Below are 16,559 nucleotides of genomic sequence, written 5' to 3'. Positions count from 1 at the left end.
GCCTGCCTGGCATGGCGACGGTGCCGTCCCGGGTGACCCATTCTTTCGCCGTCATCCGGTGCCGGTCGCATCCCGGAATCCGTGATCCGCAGGGTGCGGGTACGCTGGACGATCATCGCCCGCCGTGCCGCCCATGCCCTCGTGCCCCCATGAGCAGCCCGTCGTCCGTCTCCGAGACGGCCGGCAGGGCGATGTCACATCGGTCGGCACCTGATCCGTGAGGAGAGCGCATGATGGCATCCGCCGCAGACCGACACCTGAGCACCATGGCGCTGCTCACCTTCGCGACGGGCATCGCGGACGCGATCGGCTACCTGCGCCTGGACCAGGTGTTCACCGCGAACATGACCGGCAACGTGGTGCTGCTCGGCATGGTGGTGGCCGGCCGGATCGGTCCGGCGCTTGGCAACCTGATCGCCCTGCTGCTGTTCTTCGTCGGTGCGTGGGCGACTGGCAGAATGCTGCGCGGCACGCCCAAGGGGTGGGGTGGGCGGGTGCGTCAGGCGCTGGTCGTCGAGGTAGTGATTCTGGCGGGAGCCGGCGTGTGGCTGCTGCTGGCTCCCGCCGAGCTGCCTGTCTGGCTCATCGCGATCTTCACCGCGCTGCTCGCTGCGGCGTTCGGGGTGCAGGCCGCCGCTGCCCGGGTCGTCGGGGTCAAGGACATGACGACGGTCGTCGTCACCTCGACGTTCACCGGGCTTGCCACCGGGCTCGCAACGGGTGAGGGCCGCGGCGGCCCGGCGCTGCGCCGGCGGCTGACCTCGCTGGGGACGATGGCTCTCGGGGCCCTGCTCGGCTCGGCGGCGCACGCCGTGCACCTCGACGGGCTCGGCGTGCTCGTCTGCGCGGTGGTCGTGCTCGCCGCCATCCGTCATGGTGAGCGGCGGGAACGCGCAGTCACACCTGCACCTCCGCGCCCATGACGATGGTGCGCTCGGGCGGCAGGTGAAACGCCTGCGTGCGGTTCGTCGACAGCCGCTCGAGCACTCGGAACAGTCGCCGCTGCCAGCGCGGCCAGGCCTGGGCGCCGGTCAGATCGCCGGGTTCGATGCGGAACACGGAGAGCACGTAGGTGGCCTCCGCCGGATCGAAGTCGAGCTCGGGCGCCGTTCCCGCGGCCAACCGCAGTGCCGCCGGAACGTCCTGCGAGTCGTTGAAGCCGACCCGGCACACCAGCTGCACGATGCCGTCATCGGTGTCGACGAGATGGTCGATCGCGATGCGCTCCCGGTCGGGCACATGTGGCACGCCGACGGTCTTCATCGCCACGATGACCACGTGCTCGTGGAGGGCGTGGGTGAACTCGAGGCTCGCCCGCAGCGCCAGCGGGGTCGTCGCGAGATCCCCGTGCGGGTACACGGCCACGCCGGGCACCCGGTCGATGCCGCCCGAGTGCACCTCGTCGACGAGCGCGCCGATGGGGCCTTCCAGCTCGTGACGACGGCCGAATGTGATCCGGGAGCCGCGCTGCCAGGTGAACATCACCAGGCAGACGGAGGCCGAGATGAGCACCGGCAGCCAGCCGCCGGCGAGGATCTTCGGCAGGTTCGCCGCGAACAGCGCGAGCTCCAGCCCGCCGATGCCCACAGCCATCAGCATCACCCGCCACCAGTGCCAGTGCCACACACCTCTGGCGAACACGAGGAAGAGCGTCAGCTCGAGCACGAGCGTGCCGGTGACGGCCAGCCCGTACGCGCTGGCGAGCCGGTCGGAGGTGCCGAAGCCCGTCACGAGCGCCAGCACACCGAGGAAGAGCAGCAGGTTCACCGCGGGCAGGTAGATCTGCCCGCCGTGCTCCCGCGAGGTCTGCACGATGTGCACACGCGGCAGCAGGCTGAGCCGCACCGCCTGGCGGACGATCGAGAACGCCCCGGAGATGACCGCCTGCGACGCGATGACGGTCGCGAGCGTCGCGAGGATGACGAGGGGTACCAGCGCCCAGCTCGGTGCCATGCGGAAGAACGGGTTCGCCAGAGCATCGGGATGCTGCAGCAGCATCGCCCCCTGACCGAGGTAGACGAGCACGAGCGCCGGGAACACGATCGCCAGCCAGCCGAGGGTGATCGGCCGGCGGCCGAAATGGCCGAGGTCGGCGTACAGTGCCTCGGCACCCGTGACCGCGAGCACTGCGGCGCCCAGGGCGAGGAACGCGCTGAGCGGATGTCGCACCGCCAGACTGATCGCCCAGGTCGGCGACAGGGCCTGCAGAATGGCGGGATCCGTCGCCAGCCAGGCGGCGCCGAGCACTGCGAGCATCGAGAACCACAGCACCATGATCGGGCCGAAGGCCCGCCCGATGCTGCTGGTGCCGCGCCGCTGCACGGCGAAGAGCAGGGCGAGCACCGTCACCGAGATCGGCACCGCCCAGCCGGCGAGGTCGGGGTCGACGACCGCGAGTCCCTCGGAGGCGCTCAGCACCGAGATCGCGGGCGTGATCACGGAGTCGCCGAGGAACAGTGACGCCCCGACCACGGCGACGCCGATCGCGATCCCCGCGACGCGGGGACGCCGGCCGAGCTTGCGGCCGATCATCGCCGCCAGCGAGAGAATGCCGCCCTCGCCTTGGTTGTCGGCGCGGGTGATGATGCCCACGTACGTGGCGGTGACGATGGACACGAGCAGCCAGATGATCATCGACACCACGCCGAGCACGGTCGGCGCGTCGACGTCGAGCCCGGGGTGGGCGGTGAGCACGGTGCGCAGCGTGTACAGAGGGCTCGTGCCGATGTCCCCGAAGACGACGCCGACGGCACCGAGCACGAGCGGGAGGAGCGGGCCGCGCCCGCGGTCGAGCACGGCTGACATCTGTGTCGTGGCCGGCCCGGTGTACCGCGACGTGCTTGACGTCGCAGAGGAAGTCTCAGACACGGATGCGAGTGTGCCACGGCGCGTGGGGCGCCGTGTACTTCACCGGCGTGTCGCGCGGGCGCGCGTGCAGGTGAGCGGGCGGCGTGCGGCACCGGGAGGACGTGCTGGAGCGTGCGTGCGCGGGCTCAGCAGAGGAGGACGAGGCCCGTGCCCTGCCCGGCGAGCAGCGCGACCAGTGAGACCAGCAGCATCCCCAAGCCGTGCGCGAGCCCGGCGCGCACTCGGCCCGCACGCAGCAGGCGGGCGCTCTCGACCATCGCCGTGCTGAACGTCGAATAGCCGCCGAGCAGGCCGGTGCCGATCACCCCGAGCCACACCGTGTCGCCAGGGGCGGCGAGGGCCACGCCGCTGACGAGGCCCATGGCGAGGCAGGCAGTGACGTTCACGCCGAACGTGCCGATCGGGATGGTGCGGGGACGCCGGTTCAGCGCCGCATCAACGAACATGCGGCAGGCCGCGCCGAGGCCACCGGCGAGGGCAGTGAGGATGCCGACGAACGCGGTCATCGGTCGGCCTCCGGTCGGTCGTCGCCCGGTGCGGCGGACCGGCGGGTGAGCCGGTCGGCAGCGGTGAGTCCCAGCCAGGCGGCCCCGACGCCGAGCACGAGGCTGCCGGCGAGATACCCGACCATGAGCTCGGCATGGCCCTGCTCGAGCAGGCGCACCGCCTCAAGCACGAACGTGCTGTAGGTGGTGAACCCGCCGATGGCGCCGGCGCCGAGCCCCATCCGCACCATGCGACGGCGGCCGACGTCCTCGCCCGTGCGGGCGAGCCCCTCGAGCAGCAGGCCGAGGGCGAACGCGCCGGCGAGGTTGATGGCGAGCGTGATCCACGGCACCGTGGTGCCGCCGAGCCACTGCTCGAGCCCGGCTCGCAGGGAGGTGCCCACGACGCCGCCGGCGGCGACGACGCCGGCCGTGGCGGTGGTCGAGGGACGGGGGACGTCGGTCATGGGATCCTCTCTCCGCGGGCGCACTCCTGCCCGCGGGTCTTGCGGTGCAGGAAGGCATCAGCGCGGCGCGGAGCGCCAGACGCGGTTCGACCCTTGCGGCTCGGGCGGGATCCATCGCCTCTGGGCTGCAAGGGTACACCCGGCGCGGTCTGGTCCGGAGCGGTGCGTCCGACCCGGCCTCGGTGCAGGGGTGCGTCGGGATCAGGCCTCGGCGCGGTCGCGGCGCAGCCGACTCGTCAGCAGCTTGATCCCGAGCGGAAGCAGCGACACGACGATGATGCCGATGAGGATGAGGTCCACATGGTCCGCGATCCATGGGATCGAGCCCAGCCAGTGTCCGGCGAGCGGCAGCCCCACGCCCCACAGGGCGGCCCCGGCCGCGTTCCAGAAGGCGAAGCGGGGGCGCCCGTAGCCGGCCAGCCCCGCGGCGAACGGCACGAAGGTGCGGATGATCGGGATGAACCGGGCGAGCACGATGGCCGGCCCGCCGTAGCGGCCGAAGAAGATGCTCGCCCGCTCGATGCGCTGCACGTTGCCGCGGTGCATGAACCCGGAGACCCGGCGGCTGCGCAGTGACGCGCGGCCGAGCGTGTACCCGGTCTGGTCGCCGATGAACGCGACCACGGGGATCACGACGAGGACGAGCCACAGCGGCAGCTCGGCGAGCGAGGCGTTCTCGGCCTGCGCGACTCCGGTGAGCATGCCGAGCAGGAACACGAGCGAGTCGCCGGGCAGGAAGAAGCCGATGAGCAGCCCGGTCTCGGCGAAGACGATGAGGGCGACCACGACGAGGGCCCATGGGCCGGTCGCGGCGAGGATGGTGTTGGGGTCGAGCCAGGAGAGCACGGGCTCAAGTGTACTGTGCCGGGTCGCCGCGGAACCGGATGGTGAGGGTGCGGAGACCCGTGGGCTTGTGGGGCGTGAGAGCGCGTCGAGACGCTGGCGGGCGTGATGGGCGAGTGCGGGCGGTCGCGGGCGGATCGGACGCCGATGTCACGCCTGCCCGCGGGGGTCGCGGACGGTGCGTCAGGCGCCGACCGCGGTGCCGAAGAGCATCCCGACGCCGTAGGTCACCGCCATGGTGAGCAGTCCCATCCCCACGTTGCGCACGATCGCCCGCACACGCGGCGCCCCGCCGAGGACGGCGCTGACCCATCCGGTCAGCAGCAGTGCTGCGGCGACGGCGGCGACGGTCACGCCGACCCGGCCGTCGTGGTCGAGCGGCAGCAGCATCATGAGCAGGGGGATGAGGGCGCCCAGAGTGAACGCCACGAACGACGAGGCGGCCGCGGCCCACGGATTCGTCAGCGCGTCCGGGTCGATGCCGAGCTCGGCGTCCGCATGTGCCCGCAGCGCGTCGTGCGCGGTCAGGTCGCGGGCGACGAGACGGGCCACCTCCGGGGTCACGCCGCGCTCCTCGTAGAGTCCGGCGAGCTCGTCGAACTCCTCCTCGGGCATCGTCCGCAGCTCCTCGCGCTCCTTGGCGAGCAGGGCCCGCTCGGTGTCGCGCTGTGTGCTCACCGAGACATATTCCCCGCCAGCCATGGAGAACGCGCCAGCGGCGAGGGCCGCCACGCCCGAGACGAGGATGGCGACGGTCTCGGCGGTCGCGCCCGCGACGCCGATGATCGTGCCTGCGACCGACACGATGCCGTCGTTTGCGCCGAGCACGCCGGCGCGCAGCCAGTTGAGCCGTTCGCTGACCTCCTCGACATGTTCTTCGCCGTGGTGGTGGGTGATGCGCTTCTTCGCCATGGGGGTCCTGTCGGAGTCGGAGCGGTCGGATGCGGTTCGTGGCCGGGCGAGCCGTACCGCGTCGCCGTCGGTGCGGCGCGGCCAGAAGCGGTGCCCTCGTGCCGAGGCGCCGCGGAGGCGTCGAGGGCGGGGGACGGGTCTCGTCGAGGCTGTGGTCATCATAGGCCCACCCGCCCGTGCTTCTCATCTCAGGGGGTGGTGGGGGCGTGCTGCGCCGGTATCGTCAGATGAATGCGATCGAGGGTGTCAGTGACCGCCAGCTGGCGATATCATCGCCGTATGACGATCAATCTTCGCGACGAGCTTATCGACTCGGGCACCTACGCGCATCTGTTCCGCGCGCTCGGCGACGTGAACCGCTTGCGCATCCTGCGGCACCTCTCGCTCGGTGAGCATCGGGTGTGCGACCTGGTCGGCCATCTCGGGCTCGCCCAGTCGACGGTGAGCGCGCATCTGGCCTGTCTGCGCGGCTGCGGGCTGGTGACCGTGCGCACCGAGGGGCGCTCGTCGGTGTACGCGCTCGCGGCCGGCAACGCCGTCAGCCGGGTGCTGGAGGCCGCCGCCGACCTCCTGACGGCGGCCGGTGCGCATGTCGACGACTGCCGTGCCCTTCGCCGCGAGACCCGCGTGGCCGACGCGGCCGTCGCCAGGGCCGCCGACGCCGACGCCGCGGCGGCCGAGACGAGGGGAGGCGGCGCCCGATGAGCGGACACGACCACACCGCGGCCGCCGGTGCGTCGGCGCCCGACCAGCGCCGTCGGCTCGCGGTCGCCTTCGGCATCACGTCCGTCATGCTCGTCGCTCAGGCGATCGGGGCGTTCTGGACGGGCAGCCTCGCGCTGCTGACCGACACCGTCCACATGCTCGTGGACGCGTCCGGGCTGCTGCTCGCGCTCGTCACCGCGCATCTCGTGCTCCGGCCGGCCTCGTCGCGGCGCACCTGGGGGTTCCGCCGGCTCGAGGTCGTCGCCGCGCTCGGTCAGGCCGCGGTGCTGCTCGCCGTCGGCGTCTACGCGTTCATCGAGGGCGTCGAGCGGCTGTTCGAGCCGCCGAGCGTGCCCTCGACCGAGCTGCTCGTGTTCGGCGTGCTCGGGCTGCTGTGCAACGTGCTCTCCATCGCCGTGCTGAGCGGGGGGCGCCAGGAGAGCCTCAACATGCGCGGCGCGTTCCTCGAAGTGCTCAACGACGCGCTCGGCTCGATCGGCGTGATCGTCGCCGCGATCGTGATCTGGACGACCGGGTGGCAGCGGGCGGACGCGGTCGCCGGACTGTTCATCGCCGTGCTCATCGTGCCGCGGGCGTTCCGGCTGCTGCACGAGACGGTCGACGTGCTCATGGAGTTCACGCCGAAGGGGCTCGACCTCGACGAGGTGCGTCGGCATCTGGAGCACAGCGACCACGTGGTCGGGGTGCACGACCTGCACGCCTCGACGATCGCCACGGGGCTGCCGGTGCTCTCCGCGCACGTCGTGCTCGAGGACGAGTGCTTCCGTGACGGGCACGCCCCGCAGGTGCTGGAGGAGCTCAAGACCTGCCTCGCCGAGCACTTCCCGATCTCGATCGAGCACTCCACCATCCAGGTCGAGACCGAGGACGTCGAGGAGACCGAGCAGCACAACCACGCGTGAGCGGGTGGGCGGCCTCGCATGAGTCGGGGCGGTCTGGCGGGCGCCAGGGCGTACGCGGATTCAGCGTTGTCACGCGGGATCCAACGGCCTGGCAGGGTGTGGTGCTGATTCGGCGTCGGGATGCTGAATCGGCGTCGGCCCCGGCCCGGTGTCCGTGGGCGCCCCTAGAATCGAGGGGATGTCATCGAACCCCTCCTCCGCCCGTGCCGCGTCGGCCGTGCCCGACGCCGATCGACTGGTCGTCGGCCTCAACCCGCAGCAGCGCGAGGCCGTGCTCCACCGCGGCTCCCCGCTGCTGATCGTCGCGGGCGCCGGCTCCGGCAAGACCCGCGTGCTCACCCACCGCATCGCACACCTGATCGCGACGGGGGAGGCCTGGCCGAGCCAGATCCTCGCGATCACCTTCACCAACAAGGCCGCCAACGAGATGCGCGAGCGGGTCGGGGCTCTGCTCGGCGGTGTGGCCGAGGGCATGTGGATCAGCACGTTCCACTCCGCGTGCGTGCGCATCCTGCGCCGGGAGATCGCCGAGCTCGGGTACCGTTCGGGGTTCACGATCTACGACACCCACGACTCGCGCACGCTGCTGAAGCGGATCATCAAGGAGCATCACGCCGACGCGGACGGGCTCACCCCGGCCGCCGCCCAGCACCGCATCTCGCAGCTGAAGAACGAGCTGCGCGACGCGGACGACCTGGCCCGTGCCGAGGGGGCGCACAGTCCCGCCGACGCCGCGCTCGTCGATGTGTTCCGCGACTACGACTGGGCGCTGCAGCACGCGAACGCCCTCGACTTCGACGACATCCTCGTGCAGACGGTGCACCTGCTCGAGGCGTTCCCCGAGGTGCGCCGCCGGTACCAGCGCCGGTTCCGGCACGTCCTCGTCGACGAGTACCAGGACACGAACCATGCGCAGTACGAGCTCATCCGGCTGCTCGCCACCCCGGCGGAGGAGGGCGGCCCGGCCCCGGAGCTGACCGTGGTCGGCGACTCCGACCAGTCGATCTACGCGTTCCGCGGCGCCGACCTGCGCAACATCACCCATTTCGACGAGGACTTCCCCGGCACGCGGATGATCCTGCTCGAGCAGAACTACCGTTCCACCCAGCGCATCCTCTCCGCGGCCAACGCGGTGATCGGCCACAACTTCGACCGCGCCGACAAGAACCTCTGGAGCGCGCTCGGCGACGGTGACCGGATCACGGTCTACGCCGGCTACTCGGCGCACGACGAGGCGCAGTTCGTCGCCGACGAGATCCGCCGCCTGCATCGTGAGGGTCTCGGCTGGAGCGACATCGCCGTGTTCTACCGCACGAACGCGCAGACCCGCGCGCTGGAGGAGATTCTCGTGCGCGCGGGCGTGCCCTACCGGCTCATCGGGGGCACCCGGTTCTACGACCGCGCCGAGGTCAAGGACGCCCTCGCCTACCTCATCGCGGTGGTCAACCCGGCCGACGACCTCGCCGTGCGCCGCATCCTCAACGTGCCCCGCCGTGGCATCGGCCCGACCACCGAGCAGCGGCTCGTCACCTTCGCCGCGCGCGAGGGGATCGACCTGCCGGCCGCCCTCGTGCGCGCCGAGGAGATCGGTCTCGGCCCGAAGGTCACCGGCGCGATGACTGCGCTCGGCGGCGCGCTCGCCGACGCCCGGGCTGCCCTGGCCGATCAGCCGCTCGACGGGGTGGTCGCCGACCTCCTCGACCGGGTGGGGCTCGTCCGCGCGCTGCGCGAGTCGCAGGATCCTCAGGACGAGGCGCGGGCTGAGAACCTCGACGAGCTGCTCGCCCAGCTCGTCGATTACACCGAGCGGGAGGCCGACGCCACCCTGGCTGATTTCCTCGCCGACGTGCAGTTGACCGCGGCGGCCGACGAGCTCGACGCGGGGCAGGGCGCCGTGTCGCTGATGACCCTGCACACGGCCAAGGGCCTCGAGTACCCGGCCGTGTTCATCACCGGTCTCGAGGAGGGCCTGCTGCCGCACCGGATGTCGCTCGACGAGGTGGGCGGCATCGCCGAGGAGCGCCGCCTGTTCTACGTCGGCATCACCCGGGCCCAGCGCCACCTCGCCCTCTCCATGGCGGTCAGCCGCACCGCCTACGGGCAGACGAACGACCAGATCCCCAGCCGGTTCCTCGACGAGATCCCCGAGGACCTGCTCGACTGGCGCCAGCGGCCCGAGGAGGTCGGCGGCGTGCGCGCGCTCGGGCGGGGCGGGCGGTGGCGCGATGCCGAGGACGACGTCCGCCACGACGGCCGGGGGCGGCGTGCGCTCGCCGGCGGGGCCCGGCCGACCCATGCGGACCATCCGGGGCGCCGCCCCGCATCCGGCCACCGCTGGGCGAACGAGATCACCACAGCCGACATCCCGCGCGGTCAGGTCGCCGACCTGGCCGAGGGCGACCGTATCCGTCACGGCAGCTTCGGTGAGGGCATCGTGCTCCAGCTGACCGGCCGCGGAGCGAAGCAGGTGGCGACCGTCCGCTTCGACTCGGGCGCCCGCAAGAAGCTCGTCGTCGCCGTCGCACCGATCGAGCGGGCGTGACCGATGCCCGCCGACTACGCTGAACGGGTGCCGAACCGCTCCCCGCGCGTGATCGCGCAGCTGACTCTCCCCGCCGCCGTCGACGCGCTGGGTGTGCTCGCGTTCTCCTTCCTGCCCCTGCTCGCCGGCGGGCTGCTCGCCTGGGTCGTCGAGGACCGCCTCCAGCCGTCGCTCGGTGCGGTGTGGAGCCGGGCGAGCCGGCTGTGGCTGCTCGCCCTCGGCGTGCCCCTGCACGTCGACGGGGGAGCACTGACAGCGGGCGGCCAGGTCGCCGGCTACGCGATCACCCTGGCCCCCACCGGGCTGACCGCGTTCGTGCTCTGGCTCGTCTGGCGGGCCGCCGGCCGCTGCACCGGCCGCGCCTTGTGGCCGTCCTGGCTCGGGTTCGGCATCGTCATCGCCCTCGGCACGCTGCTGCTCGTCGCCACCTCGGCCTCGGCGACCGGGTCGACGGCCTGGCCGGAGGCGTGGGTGATCCCGCTGGCGGTGACTCTCGCGGTCTTCGTCGCGACGAGCATCCTGCGCCAGCCGGCTGATACCCCGGAGCGCCGTGCAGCGGCCGCCCCGCTGCAGGCGCTGCGACGGCTCGTCGCCCGCCGGGCCGAGGCCGCGGACGTGCTCGCGAGCGGATGGCGCGCGGCATGGACCACGATGTTCGCGCTCGCCACCGCGGGGGCCGTCGGACTCGGCGTCTCCATCCTGTTGCACTGGATGGACCTGATCTCCGTCTCCGAGGCGCTCGCCGGCGGCTGGACCGGGGCGACCCTGCTGGCCGCCCTGCAGCTGGTCTGGCTGCCCACGGCGGTGATCTGGGCGATGGCCTGGCTCAGCGGGGTGGGGGTCGTCGTCGGCACCGGGTCGCTGCTCGCGCCCGCAGTCGCGCAGGCGGCCCCGCTGCCGGCGATCCCGCTGCTCGCGGCCCTGCCCTCAGGCGTCGGGTGGCAGTGGGCGCTGCTCGCCGTGCCCGTCGGGTGCGGGATGCTCGGGGCGCTGCTCGGACTGCGCGGGCTGGCTCGCGACAGCGCCCCCGGCTGGCGCGGCTGGGCCACCCTGGCGCTCGGCTGCCTGTGGCAGGCGGTCGCCGCCACCCTGATCATGGCGGTGCTCGTCTGGCTGGCCAGCGGGGCGATCGGCCCCGGCCGGCTGCAGGAGGTCGGGCCGGCTGCCGGCCGCCTCGAGATCCTCACGGGGCTCGTGCTGCTCGGCGGGCTGCTGGTCGCCGTCCCCGCCCGGCTGCGGCCGCCGGCGGCCGCCGAGACCGAGTAGGCTGGGACGGTGCTGAACGTCGTCGTGCTCATCTCCGGCATCGGATCCAACCTGCAGGCGCTCATCGACGCCGAACAGGCCGACGCGGAGACGACGACCGGCACCCCGGACGAGGGCGCCCCGCGGGGCGCGTTCCACATCCTCGCCGTCGGCGCCGACCGACCGGCCGCCGGCCTCGACCGTGCGGCGGGGGCGGGTCTTCCCGTCTTCCGTGTCGACTACGACCGTGCGCAGGGGCGCGCGGCCTGGGGGCACCGTCTCGTCGCGGCGGTCGACGACTGGCATCCGGATGTGATCGTGCTGTCCGGCCTCATGCGCATCCTGCCGCCCGAGGCGGTCGCCCACTGGCGCGGTCGCATCGTGAACACCCATCCGGCGCTGCTGCCGGCGTTCCCCGGCGCGCACGCGGTGCGCGACGCGCTCGCGGCCGGCGTGACGACGACCGGGGCGACCGTCCACCTGGTCGATGAGGGCGTCGACACCGGCCCAGTGCTCGCGCAGGAGGCGGTGCCCGTGCTGCCGGGCGATGACGAGGAGCTGCTGCACGCGCGGATCAAGGCGGTCGAGCGACGGCTGCTCGCCGGCACGCTGCGCGACATCGACGCGGGACGCATCCCGCTGCCGGCCGAGGGCCACACCCGGGGCGGCGCGGCGCACCAGACCCCACAGGAACATCGAGGAAGGGAACCAAGAGGATGAGTGCTGGACACAGCGCGGACGAGTATCGCGAGCGGGATGTCGTGCCGATCCGCCGGGCGCTGATCTCCGTCTCGGACAAGAGCGGGCTCGACCGGCTCGGGAAGGCCCTGGCGGATGCCGGCGTCGAGGTCGTCTCCACCGGGTCGACCGCGAAGGTCGTCGCGGCGACCGGCGCGAAGGTCACCGAGGTCAGCGAGCTCACCGGGTTCCCGGAGTCCCTCGACGGCCGGGTGAAGACCCTGCACCCGAAGGTGCACGCGGGCATCCTCGCCGATCTGCGTCTGGAGGCGCACGAGCGGCAGCTGCGCGAGCTCGGCATCGAGCCGTTCGACCTGGTCGTCGTGAACCTGTACCCGTTCGTGCAGACCGTCGCATCCGGCGCGCAGGGCGACGACGTCGTCGAGCAGATCGACATCGGCGGGCCGACCCTCGTGCGCGCCGCGGCGAAGAACCACGCGAACGTGGCGATCGTCGTCGACCCCGCCGACTACGACGCGGTGATCGCCGCGCTGCAGACCGGCACCACGCTCGCCCAGCGTCGCAACCTCGCGGCCAAGGCGTTCGCGCACACCGCGGAGTACGACCGTGCGGTCGCCGACTGGTTCCAGGCGAACCTGGTGACGCATCCCGAGGTCGAGGGCTGGGTGTGGCCGCAGAGTGTCGGCATCGCCGGCGAGCTCGCGCACGTGCTGCGCTACGGCGAGAACCCGCACCAGCAGGCGGCCCTGTACCGCCAGCCGCTCGGGCACGGCATAGCCCAGGCCGAGCAGCTGCACGGCAAGGAGATGAGCTACAACAACTATGTCGACGCGGACGCCGCGCTGCGCGCCGCCTTCGACTTCGACCGGCCCGCGGTCGCGATCATCAAGCACGCGAACCCGTGCGGCATCGCCGTGGCCGACACGATCGAGGAGGCCCACGCGAAGGCGCACGCCTGCGACCCGCTGTCGGCGTACGGCGGCGTGATCGCGGCGAACCGGCCGATCACGAAGGCGCTCGCGCAGACGGTGAAGGGCATCTTCACCGAGGTCGTCGTCGCCCCGGCCTTCGAGCCGGAGGCGCTGGAGATCCTCGAGACGAAGAAGAACATCCGCCTGCTGCGACTGCCGGCGGACTTCACCCGCGACGAGACGATCTTCAAGCAGCTCTCGGGCGGTCTGCTCGTCAGCGACGCCGACAACTTCACCGGCGGCGCCGACTCGAGCGGATGGCGGCTGGTCACCGGCGAGGAGGTCGACCCGGCCACCCGGCGTGATCTCGAGTTCGCCTGGGCCGCGGTGCGCTCGGTGAAGTCGAACGCGATCCTGCTCGCCCACGACGAGGCCTCCGTGGGCGTCGGCATGGGGCAGGTCAACCGCGTCGACTCAGCCCACCTCGCCGTCAACCGGGCCGGAGCGCGGGCGAGGGACGCGGTCGCCGCGTCCGACGCCTTCTTCCCGTTCGCCGACGGCCTCGAGGTCCTGCTCGAGGCCGGGGTGCGTGCGGTCGTGCAGCCCGGCGGGTCCATCCGCGACGAGGAGGTCATCGCGGCGGCGCGGAAGGCCGGAGTGCCCATGTACTTCACCGGCGAGCGGCACTTCTTCCACTGACCCCTCGGCCGGTCCGTGCCCGCCGGGCGGGCACGGACCGGCCGAGCCCGGAGACGCCCGACGCGGGTCGTGCGGGACTCGCTCAGCGCACGCCGCGCAGCCGGCGGGCGAGCAGCAGCGCGAGGACGAGGCCGAGAGCGACCATCCCCACGACGCCCGGCCACCACAGCCATCGCAGTGCGAGACCCCCGGCCCAGCCCAGCACACTCGACCCGCCGTAGTAGAAGAGGTTGTACATCGAGCCCGCCTGGGCCCGACCGCGCTCGGCGAGTGCGCCGACCCAGCCGGATGCGATCGCGTGGGCCGCGAAGAACCCCGCGGTGAACAGCAGCAGCCCGGCCAGCACGGCCCACAGCGGCTGTAGCAAGGTCACCGCGGCGCCGGCCAGCATGAGCGCCGTCGCCGCGACGAGGACGGCTCGGCGGCCGTGCCGGGCTGCCACACCGCCGGCGACCGACGACGAGAGCGTGCCGAGCAGGTACGCGAGGAACAGCAGGCTCACGGCCGTCTGCGGCAGATCGTACGGTGGCTGCATCAGCCGGAAGCCCAGATAGTTGTACACGGCCACGAACCCGCCCATGAGCAGGAACGCGATGCCGAACAGCGCCCGCAGCCTGCCGTCCTGCAAGTGCCGGCGGATGAGGTGCCGCACTCGTGCGTCTGGCGGCAGGGCGGCGGGTCGGCGACGCAGCGGGATGAACCCCCGCGCACGGGGGATGACCGTCATGAACACCACGGCGGCGGTCGCGCACAGGACGATGACCGCCGCGACGCCGAGCCGCCATGATCCGGTCGCCTCCGTGACCGGTCCGGAGACGAGACGGCCGGACAGGCCGCCGATCGAGGTGCCCGCCACGTAGATGGCGCTCGCGCGCACCGCGTGCTCCCGGGCGACCTCCTCGTTGAGATAGGCGATCGCGATCGCGGGCACCCCGCCCAGCGCCATGCCTTCCAGCAGCCGCACCGCGGCGATGAGCGGCAGCGAGTCGAAGGCGAGGGCGACGATCCCGAGCAGGGTCGCGGCGCTCACCGAGACGATCATGGCCGGCACCCGGCCGATCCGGTCGGCGACGGACGCCCATGGCAGCACGCTCGCGGCGACGCCGAGCGTGGCCGCCGAGACGGTCAGCGCGGCCGAGGCCTCGTCGATGCCGAGGGCCAGACCGAACTCAGGCAGGATCGCCTGGAACGAGTACAGCTGTGCGAAGGTGGCGACCCCCGCGCAGAACAGACCGAGCAGGATGCGGCGGTAGGCGGGGCTGCCGGGCGCGTGTCCGTGCCAGGCGGCGGGACTGTCCGAGGCCGCGACAGCGGGGGAGGACGGAACGTCGGACATGTCGAAAAGCCTACGCCCCGCTCCTCAGACGGGGAATCCTCTCCATGCCGGGTCAGAGGACACGCTGGTACCATTCAACGAGTGTCACGGAGGTCAGCCGCGTGCCGGCCCCGCCATCTCAGGGAAAGGATGCCCCACTCATGTCTACGCTGCCCCCGCCGCCTCCCGCTTCGATGCCGTCCATGCCTCCTCAGCCTCCGGCGGGATACGCCCCTGCGCCGCAGGCCATGGGCGGGTACGGGTACGGGTACGGGCAGCCTCAGCCGCCCAAGAGCGTCTCGGCGCTCGGCTCGCTGTTCGACTTCAAGTTCGGTGTCTCGCAGGCCGCTCGCTGGGCGAGGAGCGCCTACATCCTCGTCGTCGTCGTGGCACTGGGCGCGGTGGTGAACACGATCGTGCTGGGACTCATCACCTCGATCTCACTGTTCCGGGGAGGCTCCCAGCTCTCCATGGTGTCGTCGTTCAGCGGCTCGGGATCCGGAATGGGCACCGGGATGGTGCTGCTGGGCGTGTACATACTGATCGCCTCGATCGTGGGTGCGGCGTTCACCGCGATGGGCATGATGATCGTCGGCCGGGCTACCCTCGCCAACTATGTGAAGCTGCATGAACGCTGATCCACGGCGGTTCGCGCCGCAGGCGCCCGATCCCCGTGCGGGGCGGGCGCCTGCGTTGTCCTCGGGGCGCTCCCGGCGGCTCGCGCCGCGCGGTGGCATCGAGCTCGCGGCTCCGGCCCCGGCCGTCGCACCGGTGAGGCGGGGACGCGTCGCGCGTCCCCGCGTGCGCCGGCAGGATGCGTGGTGACGGCGGGGTGCCGGGCGCCGGGGCTCACTGGAAGATGATCGTGCGCTGCCCGTCGCGCAGGATGCGTCGCTCGGCGAACCAGGTCACCGCCTGCCGCAGCGTGCGGCTCTCGACGTCCTGGCCGATCGCCCGCAGCTGGGCGGGGGTCTTCGAGTGGTCGACACGCACCACGTTCTGCTCGATGATCGGCCCCTCGTCGAGGTCCTTCGTGACGAAGTGCGCGGTCGCTCCGATGAGCTTGACCCCGCGGCGGTGAGCCTGCAGGTAGGGGTTGGCGCCCTTGAACCCGGGCAGGAACGAGTGGTGGATGTTGATCGCGCGTCCGGCGAGGAAGTCGCACAGCTCGGGGGAGAGAATCTGCATGTAGCGGGCGAGCACGACGAGCTCGATGTCGTGCTCCTCGACGTACTCCATGACCCGCTGCTCGAACGCGTGCTTGTCCTCCGGGCTCCTGATCGCCAGCGAGGTGAACGGCACACCGTAGAAGCCGGCGATGTCGGCCAGGTCCGGGTGGTTGCCGAACACGCGGGGGATCTCGATGTTCACCTGCCCGGCACTCTGCCGGAACAGCAGGTCCTGCAGGCAGTGCGGGGCCTTGGAGACGAGCACGAGCGTGCGCGTGGGGCGATCGGCCTCGCGCAGCCCGAGGTCGAGGTCGTAGCGGTCGATGACCGGCTGCATGGCCGCGCGCATCCGCGCCTCGTCGGCGTCGGTCGACACGCGCAGCCGCATGAAGAACCGGCCGGTGTCGGGGCTGTGGAACTGCTGCGACTCCTCGATGTTTCCCTGTGCCTCGACGATCCCGCCTGTGACCGCGTGCACGAGACCGGGCTGGTCGGCGCAGACGATCGTGATGATCCAGTCATGGGCCGATGCGGGCTGGGGTGCGGTGACGGTCACGTTCTGACTCCCTCGTGTGGCGTTCGAGACGACGCCCCCACTGTAGTCGACAGGGTGGAAGCGACTCCGCGTGGACGGTAGTATCGATGCCGTCGCGACTGGCGTTCCCGTCGCGCCACGGCGTGCCGTGGGCCGGCGGATGAAGATGGGCACCATCGGGGAGCGACACACGGATTGGGCCGCGCGCCTGGGCCTCGACAATCTGCTTGACAGGGAGAAG

At 72.0% G+C, this 16,559-nt stretch carries 15 protein-coding genes and 1 riboswitch; of the genes, 8 read left to right on the top strand and 7 right to left on the bottom strand.

Translation table 11 applies throughout. The annotated features are described in order from the left end of the window. Positions 1-233 precede the first annotated feature (233 nt). Positions 234-923, top strand: a complete 690-nt coding sequence (locus F8O02_RS06495) for a YoaK family protein (protein ID WP_225734160.1) — start codon at positions 234-236, stop codon at positions 921-923. Here F8O02_RS06495 and F8O02_RS06490 read toward each other — a convergent pair. The 5 genes from F8O02_RS06490 to F8O02_RS06470 form a co-directional block, all read right to left on the bottom strand. Next, positions 898-2,868, bottom strand: a complete 1,971-nt coding sequence (locus F8O02_RS06490; RefSeq protein WP_225734158.1) for a potassium transporter Kup — start codon at positions 2,866-2,868, stop codon at positions 898-900. The two genes, F8O02_RS06495 and F8O02_RS06490, sit on opposite strands and share 26 nt — an antisense overlap. Before the next feature lie 125 nt (positions 2,869-2,993). Continuing rightward, positions 2,994-3,374 (bottom strand): FluC/FEX family fluoride channel, encoded by a 381-nt coding sequence (locus tag F8O02_RS06485; RefSeq protein WP_158036433.1) that lies wholly within the window; start codon positions 3,372-3,374, stop codon positions 2,994-2,996. Next, positions 3,371-3,820: a fluoride efflux transporter FluC gene (locus F8O02_RS06480; RefSeq protein ID WP_158036432.1), complete on the bottom strand. Its 450-nt coding sequence runs from the start codon at positions 3,818-3,820 to the stop codon at positions 3,371-3,373. The genes F8O02_RS06485 and F8O02_RS06480 overlap by 4 nt, the downstream gene beginning before the upstream one ends. Before the next feature lie 201 nt (positions 3,821-4,021). Further along, a complete protein-coding gene (locus F8O02_RS06475; protein ID WP_158036431.1) occupies positions 4,022-4,666 on the bottom strand; it encodes a DedA family protein in 645 nt (214 codons plus the stop codon). A 180-nt stretch (positions 4,667-4,846) separates the two neighbouring features. Beyond that, positions 4,847-5,575 (bottom strand): VIT1/CCC1 transporter family protein, encoded by a 729-nt coding sequence (locus F8O02_RS06470; RefSeq protein ID WP_158036430.1) that lies wholly within the window; start codon positions 5,573-5,575, stop codon positions 4,847-4,849. Positions 5,576-5,854: 279 nt separating this feature from the next. On the opposite strand from F8O02_RS06470, the gene F8O02_RS06465 reads away from it, so the two are divergent. The 6 genes from F8O02_RS06465 to purH all read left to right on the top strand — a co-directional run bounded on the left by F8O02_RS06465 (position 5,855) and on the right by purH (position 13,299). Further along, entirely contained in the window at positions 5,855-6,280 is a 426-nt protein-coding gene (locus tag F8O02_RS06465; RefSeq protein ID WP_158036429.1) for an ArsR/SmtB family transcription factor, read from the top strand. Then, positions 6,277-7,203, top strand: coding sequence for a cation diffusion facilitator family transporter (locus F8O02_RS06460; protein ID WP_158036428.1), 927 nt, complete (start codon positions 6,277-6,279; stop codon positions 7,201-7,203). Before F8O02_RS06465 ends, F8O02_RS06460 begins: the two co-directional genes overlap by 4 nt. A 178-nt stretch (positions 7,204-7,381) precedes the next feature. Further along, positions 7,382-9,745: an ATP-dependent helicase gene (locus F8O02_RS06455; RefSeq protein ID WP_158036427.1), complete on the top strand. Its 2,364-nt coding sequence runs from the start codon at positions 7,382-7,384 to the stop codon at positions 9,743-9,745. 27 nt (positions 9,746-9,772) lie between these two features. Further along, on the top strand, positions 9,773-11,011 hold the full coding sequence (locus tag F8O02_RS06450; protein ID WP_158036426.1) for a cell division protein PerM: 1,239 nt from the start codon (positions 9,773-9,775) through the stop codon (positions 11,009-11,011). Between the two features lie 9 nt (positions 11,012-11,020). Then, positions 11,021-11,710, top strand: a complete 690-nt coding sequence (gene purN / locus F8O02_RS06445; RefSeq protein ID WP_158036425.1) for a phosphoribosylglycinamide formyltransferase — start codon at positions 11,021-11,023, stop codon at positions 11,708-11,710. Continuing rightward, entirely contained in the window at positions 11,707-13,299 is a 1,593-nt protein-coding gene (purH, locus tag F8O02_RS06440) for a bifunctional phosphoribosylaminoimidazolecarboxamide formyltransferase/IMP cyclohydrolase (RefSeq protein WP_158036424.1), read from the top strand. The genes purN and purH overlap by 4 nt, the downstream gene beginning before the upstream one ends. An 82-nt stretch (positions 13,300-13,381) precedes the next feature. Here purH and F8O02_RS06435 read toward each other — a convergent pair whose 3' ends face one another. Beyond that, positions 13,382-14,635 (bottom strand): MFS transporter, encoded by a 1,254-nt coding sequence (locus tag F8O02_RS06435; protein ID WP_158036423.1) that lies wholly within the window; start codon positions 14,633-14,635, stop codon positions 13,382-13,384. A gap of 182 nt (positions 14,636-14,817) precedes the next feature. On the opposite strand from F8O02_RS06435, the gene F8O02_RS06430 reads away from it, so the two are divergent. Continuing rightward, positions 14,818-15,252 carry a hypothetical protein gene (locus F8O02_RS06430; protein ID WP_158036422.1) on the top strand — a complete coding sequence of 145 codons (435 nt, stop codon included), beginning with the start codon at positions 14,818-14,820 and terminating at the stop codon, positions 15,250-15,252. Between the two features lie 211 nt (positions 15,253-15,463). Here the strand turns inward: F8O02_RS06430 and purU are convergent, their stop codons facing one another. After that, the gene (gene purU / locus F8O02_RS06425; RefSeq protein ID WP_225734156.1) at positions 15,464-16,339 is read right to left on the bottom strand and encodes a formyltetrahydrofolate deformylase; all 876 of its coding nucleotides are present in this window, start codon (positions 16,337-16,339) and stop codon (positions 15,464-15,466) included. An 84-nt stretch (positions 16,340-16,423) separates the two neighbouring features. Next, a riboswitch (ZMP/ZTP riboswitch) is annotated at positions 16,424-16,539 on the top strand. Positions 16,540-16,559: the final 20 nt, after the last annotated feature.

This window comes from Pseudoclavibacter caeni, assembly GCF_008831125.1.
GTDB lineage: Bacteria > Actinomycetota > Actinomycetes > Actinomycetales > Microbacteriaceae > Pseudoclavibacter_A > Pseudoclavibacter_A caeni.
Note: the sequence above shows the minus strand (reverse complement) of the source record. Positions and strands in the feature narration are given on the sequence as shown.

Coding starts and splice junctions, on each gene's coding strand:
- F8O02_RS06495 (WP_225734160.1), top strand. CDS start 234: ATGGCATCCGCCGCAGACCGACACCTGAGCACCATGGCGCTGCTCACC.
- F8O02_RS06485 (WP_158036433.1), bottom strand. CDS start 3,374: ATGACCGCGTTCGTCGGCATCCTCACTGCCCTCGCCGGTGGCCTCGGC.
- F8O02_RS06480 (WP_158036432.1), bottom strand. CDS start 3,820: ATGACCGACGTCCCCCGTCCCTCGACCACCGCCACGGCCGGCGTCGTC.
- F8O02_RS06470 (WP_158036430.1), bottom strand. CDS start 5,575: ATGGCGAAGAAGCGCATCACCCACCACCACGGCGAAGAACATGTCGAG.
- F8O02_RS06465 (WP_158036429.1), top strand. CDS start 5,855: ATGACGATCAATCTTCGCGACGAGCTTATCGACTCGGGCACCTACGCG.
- F8O02_RS06460 (WP_158036428.1), top strand. CDS start 6,277: ATGAGCGGACACGACCACACCGCGGCCGCCGGTGCGTCGGCGCCCGAC.
- F8O02_RS06455 (WP_158036427.1), top strand. CDS start 7,382: ATGTCATCGAACCCCTCCTCCGCCCGTGCCGCGTCGGCCGTGCCCGAC.
- purH (WP_158036424.1), top strand. CDS start 11,707: ATGAGTGCTGGACACAGCGCGGACGAGTATCGCGAGCGGGATGTCGTG.
- F8O02_RS06435 (WP_158036423.1), bottom strand. CDS start 14,635: ATGTCCGACGTTCCGTCCTCCCCCGCTGTCGCGGCCTCGGACAGTCCC.
- F8O02_RS06430 (WP_158036422.1), top strand. CDS start 14,818: ATGCCTCCTCAGCCTCCGGCGGGATACGCCCCTGCGCCGCAGGCCATG.